At 39.9% G+C, this 14,085-nt stretch carries 9 protein-coding genes; 7 read left to right on the forward strand and 2 right to left on the reverse strand.

What is annotated here, in order from left to right; translation table 11 throughout:
- The first annotated feature begins 139 nt into the window (after window positions 1-139).
- Complete coding sequence (gene typA, locus OOZ15_RS06310) at window positions 140-1,945, forward strand: translational GTPase TypA (protein WP_265955098.1); 1,806 nt, start codon at window positions 140-142, stop codon at window positions 1,943-1,945.
- A gap of 282 nt (window positions 1,946-2,227) precedes the next feature.
- Here typA and ppgK read toward each other — a convergent pair whose 3' ends face one another.
- A complete protein-coding gene (gene ppgK / locus OOZ15_RS06315) occupies window positions 2,228-2,977 on the reverse strand; it encodes a polyphosphate--glucose phosphotransferase (RefSeq protein ID WP_265955099.1) in 750 nt (249 codons plus the stop codon).
- 331 nt (window positions 2,978-3,308) lie between these two features.
- On the opposite strand from ppgK, the gene OOZ15_RS06320 reads away from it, so the two are divergent.
- Window positions 3,309-3,536, forward strand: a complete 228-nt coding sequence (locus OOZ15_RS06320; RefSeq protein WP_265955100.1) for a YgjV family protein — start codon at window positions 3,309-3,311, stop codon at window positions 3,534-3,536.
- 186 nt (window positions 3,537-3,722) lie between these two features.
- Here OOZ15_RS06320 and OOZ15_RS06325 read toward each other — a convergent pair whose 3' ends face one another.
- Window positions 3,723-4,406 (reverse strand): cell division ATP-binding protein FtsE, encoded by a 684-nt coding sequence (locus OOZ15_RS06325; protein ID WP_265955238.1) that lies wholly within the window; start codon window positions 4,404-4,406, stop codon window positions 3,723-3,725.
- Window positions 4,407-4,868: 462 nt separating this feature from the next.
- Here OOZ15_RS06325 and OOZ15_RS06330 point away from each other — a divergent pair, with 462 nt between their 5' ends.
- The 5 genes from OOZ15_RS06330 (at window position 4,869) to OOZ15_RS06350 (ending at window position 14,085) form a co-directional block, all read left to right on the forward strand.
- Window positions 4,869-7,895, forward strand: coding sequence for a tetratricopeptide repeat protein (locus OOZ15_RS06330; RefSeq protein WP_265955101.1), 3,027 nt, complete (start codon window positions 4,869-4,871; stop codon window positions 7,893-7,895).
- A 12-nt stretch (window positions 7,896-7,907) separates the two neighbouring features.
- Complete coding sequence (locus tag OOZ15_RS06335; RefSeq protein ID WP_265955102.1) at window positions 7,908-9,701, forward strand: TonB-dependent receptor; 1,794 nt, start codon at window positions 7,908-7,910, stop codon at window positions 9,699-9,701.
- Window positions 9,702-10,336: 635 nt separating this feature from the next.
- Complete coding sequence (locus tag OOZ15_RS06340; RefSeq protein WP_265955103.1) at window positions 10,337-11,467, forward strand: hypothetical protein; 1,131 nt, start codon at window positions 10,337-10,339, stop codon at window positions 11,465-11,467.
- A 123-nt stretch (window positions 11,468-11,590) separates the two neighbouring features.
- Window positions 11,591-13,219, forward strand: a complete 1,629-nt coding sequence (locus tag OOZ15_RS06345) for a BCCT family transporter (RefSeq protein WP_265955104.1) — start codon at window positions 11,591-11,593, stop codon at window positions 13,217-13,219.
- 5 nt (window positions 13,220-13,224) lie between these two features.
- On the forward strand, window positions 13,225-14,085 hold the full coding sequence (locus OOZ15_RS06350) for a universal stress protein (RefSeq protein ID WP_265955105.1): 861 nt from the start codon (window positions 13,225-13,227) through the stop codon (window positions 14,083-14,085).

Raw genomic sequence — 14,085 nt, forward strand, 5'->3', positions numbered from 1 at the left:
TTCCCGACGATAAATGTCGGGACAAGCTAAACCTGTCAGGCCTATCAAAAAAAATCGTCAAAACATTATCTTTCCCCTTTTATGTATAAATCAACAAATTAAACCGTACCTTTGCGCCCTTAAAAGCAAAAGGGGTATTATGACATCCATTAAAAACATAGCAATTATTGCCCACGTAGACCACGGTAAAACTACGCTAGTTGACAAGATTTTACATCATTGTGAACTTTTCAGGGACAATCAGGAAACCGGGGAGCTTATCCTCGACAACAATGACCTGGAAAGGGAGAGGGGAATTACCATTCTTTCTAAGAATGTGTCTGTAATGTACAAGGATACAAAGATCAATATTATCGACACTCCCGGTCACGCCGATTTTGGTGGTGAGGTAGAACGTGTTTTGAACATGGCCGATGGTGTACTTCTTTTGGTTGATGCCTTTGAAGGCCCTATGCCGCAAACCCGTTTTGTGTTGCAAAAAGCGATTTCCATGAAGTTGAAACCCATTGTGGTGGTTAACAAAGTGGATAAGGAAAACTGTACGCCTGATGAGGTGCATGAAGCTGTTTTCGACCTGATGTTTGAATTGGGCGCAGAAGAATGGCAGTTGGATTTCCCTGCTGTGTACGGATCTGCCAAGAATAACTGGATGTCTGATGATTGGCAGCAAGAAACCAAAAATATAGAACCACTATTGGATATGGTGGTCGAATATATTCCTTCTCCTAAAGTGGAAGAAGGTACTACACAAATGCTTATTACTTCTTTGGATTTCTCATCTTTTACGGGGCGTATTGCTATCGGACGTTTGCAGAGAGGGATGTTGAAAGCGGGAATGAACATTTCTTTGGTAAAAAGGGATGGAAGTATTGTGAAATCAAGAATAAAAGAACTTCACCTTTTTGATGGTCTGGGCCGTAAGAAAGTAGATGAAGTCCATGCCGGAGATATTTGTGCAATTGCCGGATTGGAGGGCTTTGAAATTGGTGATACTGTAGCCGATTTTGAAAATCCTGAAGGTTTGCCAACTATCGCCATTGACGAACCGACCATGAGTATGTTGTTTACCATCAACGACTCACCTTTCTTCGGAAAAGACGGTAAGTTCGTGACCTCAAGACATATCAAAGAGCGTCTTGAAAAAGAATTGGAAAAAAACTTAGCGCTTCGCGTGGAGCCAACAGACAGTGCCGATAAGTTTATGGTTTATGGACGTGGGGTATTGCACCTTTCAGTATTGATCGAAACCATGAGAAGAGAAGGCTACGAACTTCAAATTGGGCAACCTCAGGTAATTATAAAAGAGATTGACGGAGTGAAGTGTGAACCTGTTGAAGAACTGACCATTGACCTTCCAGAAAATATTTCAGGAAAAGCCGTGGAAATGGTAACGTTGAGAAAAGGGGAAATGCTGAGCATGGAACCAAAAGGCGACCGAATGAACATCGTGTTCAACATTCCTTCACGAGGAATTATCGGATTGCGTAACCAGTTGTTGACCGCTACTGCGGGAGAGGCTATCATGAATCACCGATTTTTGGAATATCAACCATACAAAGGTGAGATTCCGGGAAGAAACAATGGTTCGCTGATCTCTATGGAAAACGGAAGAGCTATTCCTTATTCAATTGATAAGTTGCAGGACCGTGGAAAATTCTTTGTAGATCCTAACGAAGAGATTTATGAAGGACAGGTTATCGGTGAAAATACACGAAGTGATGATATGACGGTGAATATCACGAAGACCAAAAAGCTTTCCAACGTACGTTCTTCCGGAGCTGATGATAAGGCGAAGATTGTTCCTGCCATAAAATTCTCTTTGGAAGAAGCCTTGGAATACATCCAAAAAGATGAATATGTAGAGGTGACTCCTAAGAGCATGCGTATTAGAAAGGTCTATTTAAAAGAAGTGGATCGTAAACGTTATGGAAAACAAATCGGTTAGTATAAACCGATAAATAAAATTAAAGAGGCTGCCTGAAAATTTAACTTTTTAAAGCAGCCTTTTCTTATTAACAAAATTTAGATAGAAGTTCTTTAATCTTAAAATTCTCCGTATGCCTGCCTATCGGTAGACAGGCTCCTATTTGCTTTTTCCGCCTTAGGCAGATCAGAACTGCCATTTTCAGGAGTTCAGGGGTGAGGTAAAATATAATCCCGAGTCTATTCGGGACGGTTTTTGACCCCGATGGCTCTGCCTTGAGGATAGTCAATTTCAAGAAATTTTTTATTTAACAACAACCAATTCTTTTGCTGCATAAGCGGCACCGATAATACCGGCTTCATTAAGCGATTCCGCTTGGATTACGGGTACTTTTACCTTTAAATATTTTTCATATTCATCCATGTGTTTACTTCCGCCACCGCCAATGATAAACAGGTCGGGGGAGAGGATGAGATCGACATATTTAAGGAATTTTTTAAAACGCTTCCCCCATTTTTTAAAACTCATGTCTTTATTTTTCCTAACGGAATTGGCCGCATATTTTTCAATGTTCTTATACTTTTTGTAGTACATCTGTCCGAGTTCGAAGTTGGGAATCAGCTTTCCGTCGTAGAAAGCACCACAACCCAAACCGGTTCCTACGGTTATGATAAGTACAAAGCCTTCTTTGCCTTTACCTGCTCCGAAAACCATTTCAGAGATACCGGCGGCATCGGCATCGTTTACCACTGTAAAAGGCAAGCCTGTCTGCTTTTCAAAAAAGTCTTCAGCATTAACACCAACCCATTTTTTATGAAGATTGCTTTCCGTGAGACAAACCCCGTTTTTTATCGAGGTTGGAAAACCACAGCCCACAGGACCATCCCATTTAAAGTGATCTACAATTTCTTTGATCACAGCACCCATCGCGTCGGGAGTGGCCGGTCTTGGGGTTTCGATCCTAAACCGTTCTGTTAATAAAATCCCTTTTTCTATGTCTACAATGGCTCCTTTCATACCCGAAGCACCAACATCTATACCTAAAATTTCCATGAATTGTTTTTCTAAAAAAGAAATCGTTTGCCGTAAAAATAATAGATTGTGATTATTATCCCATATTTTTTACACATTTTATAGGATAAGTTATGTTTTTAATGTCAAATGCTAATTTATTAATGTAACTGATATTAAAAAAAGGCGCTTGGGTCTGCTAATACTACCAGAAAAGATGGATTTTTGAAGATATTTTTTGCCTATTGAGGCATTTTTGACGAATTTGGCAGCGTCAAATAAAGAAAAAATAACGAAAAGAGACGGGAAATAGACCAAAAAGCCGCTTTGAGTGTGTAGTGTTAACAGCCCCTAAATATTGTAAAAAAACAACATGGATTATTTCGACACCTCTATAACCGAGTTGATTGGTTATGCGGCCTCACTGGGAGTGCTGCTTTCTTTTTTTATGAAAGATATCCGCAAACTGCGTATGATCAACTCCGTTGGCTGTATTTTGTTTGTGGTCTACGGATTTTTACTCCCGTCTATTCCTGTGATCATAACCAATTTAGTGATTGTAGGGGTGAATATTTATTATCTGTACCTTCGGAAGGGGTAGGGAGGTGTTTTCAAGATGTTTTTAGCCCAAAAGGTGTTCCGTTTAGGTTCAATCATGTTCCTTTTAGCGAAAAAGGAGAAACTTTTAGGTCTTATCGTAAAGACTTCATGTTTGGACCTAAACAGAAGGTTTTGAATCTATATGCATTTTCATTAGCGATTAAGTGGCTCCCGTCTTCTGTCTCCCTCACACATTCTTCTGTACAACTTCAAACACCTTACTACCATCACATTTCAAGGTTTTGGAAGGGAATTTCAGGAGTAATGCGTAGTCGTGCGTAGCCATAAGGATGGTACGCCCGCTTTCGTTGATGTCTTTAAGTACTTTCATGACATCTACACTGGTTTGCGGGTCGAGGTTTCCAGTGGGCTCATCGGCGAGGATAAGCTCGGGGTCGTTCAACAAGGCACGGGCAATAGCCACACGTTGTTGTTCCCCTCCGGAAAGTTGATGAGGATATTTAAAGCCCTTGGTCGCCATCCCGACCTTGGCCAAAACCTCGTCGATCTTGGCGGCTATCTTGTCTTTATCGCCCCAGCCCGTAGCTTTCAGGACAAAAAGAAGGTTGTCGTTAATGGTGCGGTCGGGCAGGAGTTTGAAATCCTGAAAAACAATGCCCAGTTTCCGTCTGAGAAACGGAATATCACTTTCTTTGAGTGTACGCAGGTCATAATCCACAATAGTGCCCGATCCTTGTGTAAGCGGCAGATCGCCATAAAGGGTTTTCATAAAACTACTCTTTCCGCTTCCGGTCTTCCCGATGAGATATACAAAATCCCCTTTAGAGATATGAAGGTTGATTTCGCTTAAAACCAGGTTTTCCTTTTGATAGATGGCCACATCCTTTAGGTCTAAAATTACGTCACTCATATGTGTTTCTTGTTCGTTGTCGGTTATTTGTTTTTGATCGTTCATGTTTCCATTGTTTTACACAAAACAATATGTGTTAAACATCTGTATTTGATTGCATTAAGTAATTAAGCAAATAATCACTACCTCTCTCTTAAAAACTATGGGTCTATTCACCTCCTTTTGTTGAGGCAAATACACTTCGGCTAGGCTCAGTGCAGCGCCTTGGCTATACTATATCCCTCTATGAGGGCTCGATAAAGGTAACAACTTAAAAAATGAAACAAAATTGTATTTGTGGCCTTCATCGAAACCTCAAAGGTAAAGAACTCGCTTAAATAATGGCTTGATTTCTTTCTTTAGTGCATTTTTTAGCCAATTGAAATCAGCTTAAACATCCTCTTAGGATAATTATAACAAAAAAACGGCGTTATAAAAAGGTGCATTCACGTATTTTTGAAACAAGAATAAAACTGATTTTTTATGAATCTGAATAAAAAAGGATTGGCAGCATTGTTAATGCTGAGTGGCATAGGAACTTATGCACAACAATCCAATGTTTACACATATGTCCAAAAGGACCTTCACAAAGCGGTTGCTTTATACAACGATAAACAATATCAAGCTTCACAGGCTATTTTTGAAAAGGTAAAAGCCAATACAACCAATGAGGAAACCGAGGCAGATGCAGCCTATTATATTGCCAATGCGGCGATACGGACCAATCAGTTGGGAGCTGATAAACTGATGGAGGATTTTGTGAACAATTACCCGACATCGACCAAACGTAGTTCGGCTTATATGAATGTAGCCGATTATTATTTTGATCAGGGAAAATATCCCAATGCTTTAAAATGGTATGATCTGGCGGAGGACGGTGTTGTAGGTAACGCTGAAAGGGAAGAGTTCAATTTTAAAAAGGGGTACTCGCTTTTTGCAGCCAAAAAACACGGGGAGGCTAAAAAGTATCTGGAACGGGTGTCTAACTCGGAAAAATACGGTTCGCAGGCCAAATATTATATAGGTTATATGGCCTATGAAGGTGACGATTATACCGAAGCCAATCAATATTTTGAACAGGTTTCAGGGAATGAAGAGCTGAACAAAAATCTGTCGTACTATCAGGCGGACATGAATTTTAAGCTGGGTAATTTCGATAAGGCGATTGCCCTGGCAAAAGAACAAATGCCCAATGCCGATGCACATGAGCTTTCAGAACTGAACAAAATCATTGGCGAGAGTTATTTCAATAAAAAAGAATACAAAGCGGCCATTCCGTATTTAAAGGAATACAAAGGGAAAAATGGCAAATGGAACAACACCGATTTTTATCAGTTAGGCTATGCGTATTATAAGCAAGGAAATTACAACGAAGCTATCGGGCAATTCAATAAAATTATTGAAGGATCCAATTCAGTAGCCCAAAACGCTTATTATCATTTGGGGGAATGCTATTTGGAATCGGGTAAAAAACAGCAGGCGTTGAACGCATTCAGAAATGCTTCGCAAATGCCTTTTGACGAGCAGATAAAAAAAGATGCTTATTTGAATTATGCCCGTTTGAGTTACGAGATCGGGAATCCGTACAAGAGTGCACCACAAGTGTTGATGGATTATCTGGAGGAATATCCTCAAAGTGAAAACAGGCAGGAGATACAAGAGTTGTTGGTCGATTCGTATATCACTTCCAAAAATTATGATGCAGCTTTAGAGCTGTTGGAGAAGAATAAGAATTTCAGTACGAAGACCACCTATCAAAAAGTGGCTTTTTACCGCGGATTGGAATTGTTCAACGAGGGGAATTATGAGGAAGCCGGAACATATTTCGGTAAATCGGCCAAAGAACAGCAGGATCAGTTTTATACGGCGCGATCTGTTTTTTGGAAAGCAGAAACCGATTATCTGTTGGAAAACTATAGTGAAGCAGTCATCGGATTTAAGCAATTTGACCAGAATGCGATGGCTTCGCAGACACCAGAGTTTAAAAACCTCGATTACAATATGGCTTATGCCTATTTCAAACAAAAAGAATACGGTCAGGCAGCCAATCATTTTAAAGAATATATAGACAGCAAAGGAGCCAAAGATCAGGCACATGAAAAAGATGCCTATTTGCGCTTGGCAGACAGCCGATTTGTAAACCGCGAATATTGGCCTGCGATGGAAGCTTATAACAAGGCGATCGAACTTGGCGGGGAGAATGCCGATTATGCCAATTTTCAGAAAGCGATCAGTTATGGGTTTGTAGACCGTACAGAAAATAAAATAACCGAGTTGGAGTCTTTTATCAACCGATTTTCAAACTCGCCCCTACGGGATGATGCACTTTATGAATTGGGAAACACTTATATCAATAATAACAATACACAAAAGGGAATTGAAGCCTACACCCGATTGGTGTCGGAATACAGGATGAGTTCGTTTGTGCCCAAAGCCATTTTAAAAGAAGGTTTGGTGTATTTCAACAGCAATCAGAACGAAAAAGCACTGTCCAAGTTCAGGACGGTGGTGAGCAAATATCCAAACACACCTGAATCGATACAGGCGGTGGCTACGGCCAAACAGATCTATGTGGATGAAGGCAGGGTAAGCGAATACGCTTCATGGGTAAAAGGTTTAGATTTTGTTGAAGTGAGCGATGCCGAATTGGAAAACGCAACTTTTGAATCTGCTGAATCTCAATATGCACAAAAAAATACCAGTGCGGCCATCAAAGGTTTGGAAAGTTATTTATCCCAATTTCCAAACGGATTGCACAGCATGAAAGCTCATTTTTATCTGGCGCAATCCTATTTCAACGATGGGAACCAACAACAGGCCTTACCGCATTATGAATATATCGTGAATAAACCGCGAAATGAGTTTTCAGAAGAATCCTATGTAAGAGCTAGTGAGATCTATTTGGATGCCAATAATTACGACAAAGCGATTTCCGTATTGAAAACGTTGGAACAAAGCGCTGATTTCAGTCAGAATATCATTTTTGCACAGTCCAACATCATGAAAGCGAGCTATGAGCAGAAAAATTATCCGCAGACCATTAGTTATGCTGAAAAGGTACTCGGTAATTCCAAAGTAGACAACCGGATCAAAAGTGATGCCCATGTGATGATTGCCAGATCGGCTATTGCTACCGATAATGAAGCCAAAGCAAAATCGGCTTATGCCGAAGTACAGAAGATCGCGACCGGAGCCCTGGCTGCCGAAGCGTTGTATTATGATGCCTATTTTAAAAACAAAGAAGGTAATTATGAAGCTTCTAATCAATCAGCTCAAAAATTGGCGAAGGATTATTCCGCATACAAGGAAATGGGCGCTAAAGGGCTTATCGTGATGGCGAAGAATTTCTTTGCTATGGATGATGCTTTTCAGGCGACTTATATTTTACAAAATGTGATCGATAACTTCACACAGTACCCTGAAATTGTAGCGGAAGCAAAAACGGAGCTTTCTATTATAAAATCCAAAGAGGCACAACGCAATTCTTCCGTAAATCCGAATCAAAATTAAGACTTGTTCTTTATGAAACCGATTTTAATGAAAACAGACGATAAAACATCAAGATATACAATGCGCAATCCTATAATTTTAAGTGTACTACTCGTTCTAACAGCAAGTTTTTCGGCAATCGCACAGGAAAAAGAGACTGACGAGAAAGAAGAAGAAGAAGGAATAGGAACCGAAGTGGTCGATGTAGTGAAATCCTATACACCAACCATTTCTGATGCTAATAAAATACAAGAGAAACCTTCGTTGAACGATTCGATCACAACAACCAAGAAAAACATCGACTATACGATTTTTTCCGTGCCGGTGGCATCGACTTTTACCCCTTCAAAGGGGAAAGCGACAACACTGAAAAAAGCGGCAAGAGAACAATTGTACAATTCGTACCTTTCGTTGGGCTTGGGTAATTACAATACAGCTTTAGTGGATTTTTATACCAGCAGGGATTTTAACAGGGATGAAACCTTTGATGTGTTGTTCAACCATCATTCGTCACAGGGCGATATCGATGGTGTGGTATTGGACAACAATTTTTTTGATACCGCTTTGGAATTACATTACCGCCAGCGTAACCGATATATGAATTGGGGTGTTTTTGGTGGAATTCAGCATCAGATCTATAATTGGTACGGTCTGCCGCCGGATAGGGTGGATGAAGCTGATAATATTGATGAAAGACAGAATTATTTCACAGGTGTTGTTGGAGGGGATCTGGAATTTGAAGATTCCTATTTTAAAGGAGGTAGAATTTATTACAGATTCTTTAATGATAGGTTTAAAACCGGGGAAAACAGAGCGGTGATGACGCCAAAGTTTCAATTTCCGGCAGGGGAGGAAATGATCAATATCGATTTGATTTTGGATTATGTTGGCGGAAATTTTGACCGGTTTTATACCAATGAAGACCAGCTCGATTATAGCAATGCATTAGTGGGTGTTACCCCCGGAATTCAAATTTTAGGTGATGATGTGACCGTAAATTTAGGGGCTTCGGTATTCTACAACCATGACTTAGAAAGCAGTAACAACGACGTTTTTTTCTATCCTGATGTCAGCGTTTCATACGATATCGTGAACGAATATGTAACGGCCTACGGAGGTGTAGACGGACAACTGAAACAGAATTCGTTTTACGACTTTGCACAGGAAAATCCATACATATCGCCAACGGTAGAGATAATGCCTACCGATCAGCAATACAATGCTTATGTGGGGGTGAAAGGGCGTTTTTTGCCTAAAGTGGGATATAATTTAAAAGGATCTTATATCAATGAAAACCACAAGCCGCTTTACCGTTCCAATTCGTTTTACACAGGTCCTGATAGTGGAGTGAACAATGCTGAAGGTTATGCCTATGGAAATTCTTTCGGGGTGATTTATGACGATGTAACCACCATTTCGGTTTTTGGAGAAGTGACGGTGGATTTGGAAGATGATTTTAGCTTGGGGGTTAATGCAGAATTCTTTGATTACAATACAGAAGACCAAGCCGAAGCTTGGAATCTACCGATAGTTAAAAGCTCTTTGTTTTTCGATTATCAGATTGCCAAATGGTCAGTCGGAGCTAATGTTTTTTATGTTGGTCAGCGTGAAGATCATATCGATTCCCCTTCGTTTTTAGAATCCCGAATAGTAAATCTTGAAGGCTATTTTGATATCAATGCCAATCTGGGGTATGAGATCAATAAACAATGGTCGGCTTTTATTCGGGCAAATAATATTGGAAACAGTCAGTATGAACGAATGGTGTATTATCCTGTACAAGGAGTACAGATCATGGCTGGAGCAGCCTTTAAATTTGATTTGTAATGAAAACACGAATTTTCGCGGATTAATACGAATTTCACGAAGCGAGACGAGGTTGTCTAAAAAGCTGTAGATTCAGATGTCATGCTGAGCAATGTCACCCTGAGCCTGTCGAAGGGCTGTCGAAGCATAATTTACTGAAGATCAACATGTCTTCGACAAGCTCAGACTGACAAATAAAGTTCACTCAGGGCTTTTTAGACAGCCTCGTCTTTTACATCCAATTTCACGTGAGTTCGATTTAAAACATTAAGTCTTAATGAAACATCTTAATTCCCTTAACTCCTTAATTGTACTTCCCACTTCTAACTCCATACTTCTAACTTCGTATTTCTAACTTCGTACTTCTAATTCTTCATCGGGGTTTGTCAAAAAGTTGATTTAGGATTCACAGAGTGCTGCCGCAAGAGGGGCAGCAAAGAGAAAAATAAACTCCATGAAGAAAAAATAAAGCTCTTTTAGGTTTTTATTTTTTTTTAAAATATATATCTTAAGCACCTAATAAAAAATAAAATTTCATGAAACGAACATGAATTTTATTAATCATGTCTGCCGAAAAGACAGGGCAGGGAGATTTAAGGAGTCCGTCAAAATTTCAAAAAACAACAATATTTCCCCAACATATTTTTTATATCTAAATGAAAAAAAAATGTAAAAGCAGTTTTGGGATTTTCCTATTTTGTTTGTTTAGCAGTAATACCTTTGCCCAAGACAAACCTAAGTTACAGATAGGGGGTGCCCTACGTTTTAATTATGTGTATTCGTCCTGGAAAGAAGAGCAAAAAGAGCAAGGGGGCACTTTTGGTTACGATATGTTCCGTATCAACGCAAAGGCATCGTATAAAAATGTTTATATGGATGCAGAATACCGCTTGTATTCCAATGCCTTCGGTGGTGGTTTTTTAAAACAGGCTTGGGTGGGTTATCGTTTTAATGAACAAGAAGAGATTCAGCTGGGCTTGGCCTCCGTTCCTTTTGGGATACAGCAGTACAACAGTCACAATTGGTTTTTTAACCTGACATATTATGTGGGTTTGGAAGACGATCACGATATGGGGCTTAAATATGTCCATCTTGGAAAGCGTTGGGAGTATTATCTGGCTTTCTTTAAAAATGCAGAAGACTTAAACTTTGCCGAAAACACCGAACATGATTTAAGTCGTTATTCTTATGATATAGTAGGTAGGAATAAGGAAATCAACCAATTTAATACAAAGATTATATATAATTATGGGAAAGCGTGGAAACAACGGTTAGGTTTTTCCGGTCAATATGGGTATTTGTATAATATCGATACTGACTCCAAAGGAAACCACAACGCGCTAGCCTTGCATTATGAAGTTGATTACAAAGATTGGAACCTTAAAACGGAGGCCATTCATGTAGCTCACAATCCTGAAAATGAAGACGGAAACAATGAAATAGTGCAAATGGGGGCTTATGGGGCGCCTTATGAAGTAGCCTCTGATTTCAATATGTTTACCATGGCGGTGTCCAAAACCGTCCAGATTGAGTGGGGTCCCCTGTCCGATATACAATTTTATAACGATTTCGGTTATATGCAAAAAACAGAAGCCGGTTTTTCCGATTCATTTATGAATGTAACGGGAGCTTTATTCCATATCGGACAGATCTATATGTATGTGGATTATGCCGCCGGACGCAATCATTCGTGGCTGGGAGGAAATTTTGTAAACGATTTCAGTAATGGTGATCCTGAATCCAAGTGGGAAGCCCGTCTTAACATAAATATTGGATATTACTTTTAAATGAAACACGCATGATAAAACGTTCTTTAATACAAACCTATCTGCCGATTAGATAATTGCGACTTTTGAAGGACAAATAAAAATATACATATAAAACTATAAACGAGTCAAAAAAAAGTATTTATGGCGAAGAAGATTACACGTAGCGACGAGAAGAAATCAATTTTCGGAATGGATGTTAACGGCCCCGTTTTTTTTACATCGACTATCATCATTATTGTGAGTATTGCGCTTACCTTGCTTTTCAAAAAGAGGGCAGAAAAAGTTTTTGAGAAAATACAGACGGCAGTTGCCGACAATGCCGATTGGTTTTTCATTCTCTGCATCAACTTGTTTTTGTTTTTTTTGATCTATCTCGCCTTTGGAAAATACGGAAAGTTGCGTATTGGTGGTCAAAATGCAAAACCTGAATTTAAAACCCTTTCGTGGTTTGCCATGTTGTTTAGTGCCGGGATGGGAATTGGGATGCTCTATTTCGGGGTAGCCGAACCGGTACTTCATTTTACATCACCACCCATAGGAGATGGGGGGACTGCTGAGGCTGCTTCACAAGCGATGAACCTCACTTTTTTACATTGGGGACTTCATGCATGGGCGGTCTATGCACTAGTCGGTTTGGCATTGTCGTATTTCACTTATTCAAGGGGATTGCCATTGACCATACGCTCTATTTTCTATCCTTTTTTAGGAGACCGTATTCACGGCCGGATTGGTGACATCATTGATATTTTTGCTGTATTGGCTACATTGTTCGGATTGGCCACCTCCCTGGGTTTTGGGGTTCAGCAAATTGCAAGTGGACTCAATCACGTGCTTGATGTTTCCAACGGAATCCGTACCCAAGTGCTGCTTATCGGAGGGATTACCTTGGTAGCAACGATATCGGTTGTGCTGGGAGTCGATAAGGGAGTGAAGTTTTTAAGCGAGTGGAATATGCGTATTGCCGTTGTCCTATTATTGCTCGCCCTTATCTTGGGACCTACCATTTTTATTTTCCGGTCGTTTGTGGAAAATACAGGAAGTTATCTTGCTAATTTTATCAATGTATCTACTTGGAGCGAGACTTTTACCCAAACTTCATGGCAGAATGATTGGACGGTATTTTATTGGGGTTGGTGGATAGGTTGGTCGCCTTTTGTAGGAATGTTTATCGCCCGTATTTCCAAGGGACGAACGGTTCGTGAGTTTGTACTTGGAGTTTTGCTGATTCCTTCCCTGGTCACTTTTTTCTGGATGTCGACATTTGGAAGTGTATCCATTCAGGAGGCCTTGTTGGGAAACGATACCATAGTGAGGGCTGTAGATGATGATATTTCCACAGCATTATTCGTTTTCTTTCAGGATTACCCATTGTCGATTGCTATTAATATAATTGCTGTTATCCTGATTGCCGGTTTTTTTATTACTTCTTCTGATTCTGGTTCGTTAGTTATCGATAGTCTGACCTCGGGCGGAAAGATAGAAGCACCGGTAGGACAACGTATCTTTTGGGCAGTCACCGAAGGTGCCGTAGCAGCTGTCCTTTTGCTGGGAGGTGGGCTCAAAGCCTTGCAAACCGCTACAATCGTAACTGGCTTGCCTTTCGCCATTATCCTGATAGTTATGAGTTATTCCCTCTATAAAGGTCTAAAAGAAGATTTGGAGAAACTGAAGAAGAAGAAAAGTCAAAAAGAAAAAGAAAATTATGAACATATCGTTGCCGAGATTGTTCAAAAACGAAATAGGAAAGAATCCAAAAAACTTAAAGAGTAGCAATTATGAATTCCATAAAAAACATCCTTGTAGCATTAGACCTGTCTTCCATGGATAAATATCTAATCCGGTATGCTTCCTTTATTGCAGAACATCTGGAGGTTGAAAATGTGTATTTTGTCCACAACATCAAAAAGTATGAAATTTCAACCTTGTTTGAAGAACAGCTCAAAGACATCAACCTCGATGATGTGATCGGCGATGAGCTGAAAGAGGTCATAGAGGAACATTTCACTGCTCCTGTAGATTGGGAAGTGTTGATTTCGGAGGATCCCAATACCGAATCCCTAATACAGTATATCTCCCAAAAATACATGATACAGTTGACACTTCTGGGGAATAAAAGGAAATCTAAAGGCTCTGGGATCTTAAGCAGCAAATTACTCAGGATATTAAAATGCCACGTATTGACCATTCCGGAAGGGACAGAACCTAAAATAGAAAGAATATGGGTAGGGACTGATTTCTCAAAGGCTTTTAAAAAAACTTTGCCGTTATTGAAACAAATTTCCAAAAAATTGAAAACAGTGATCGAAGTAGCACATGTGTATACCATTCCTATGCAGTTTTCGCCCTATGTTTCCAAGGAGAATATGATGAAAAAAATTGAAACACATACAGAGAAACGCAGTAAAAAGTTTTTTGAGAAAACTGAACTCAAGGATGGGATGGAAGAACTTCACATCCTTGAGACAAAGGATGCCAGCATAGCGGAACGACTTTTACAAAATGCTTCAGAAGCAGGAGCTGATATATTGGTTGTGGCTGATAAGGGACGAAACAATTTCTCATCTCTTTTGGTCGGAAGTGTTGCAGAAGAACTCTTCAACGAGAAGCCAAGGCTACCGATATTGATTGTTAAATAA

Source organism: Galbibacter kalidii, assembly GCF_026241135.1.
GTDB lineage: Bacteria > Bacteroidota > Bacteroidia > Flavobacteriales > Flavobacteriaceae > Galbibacter.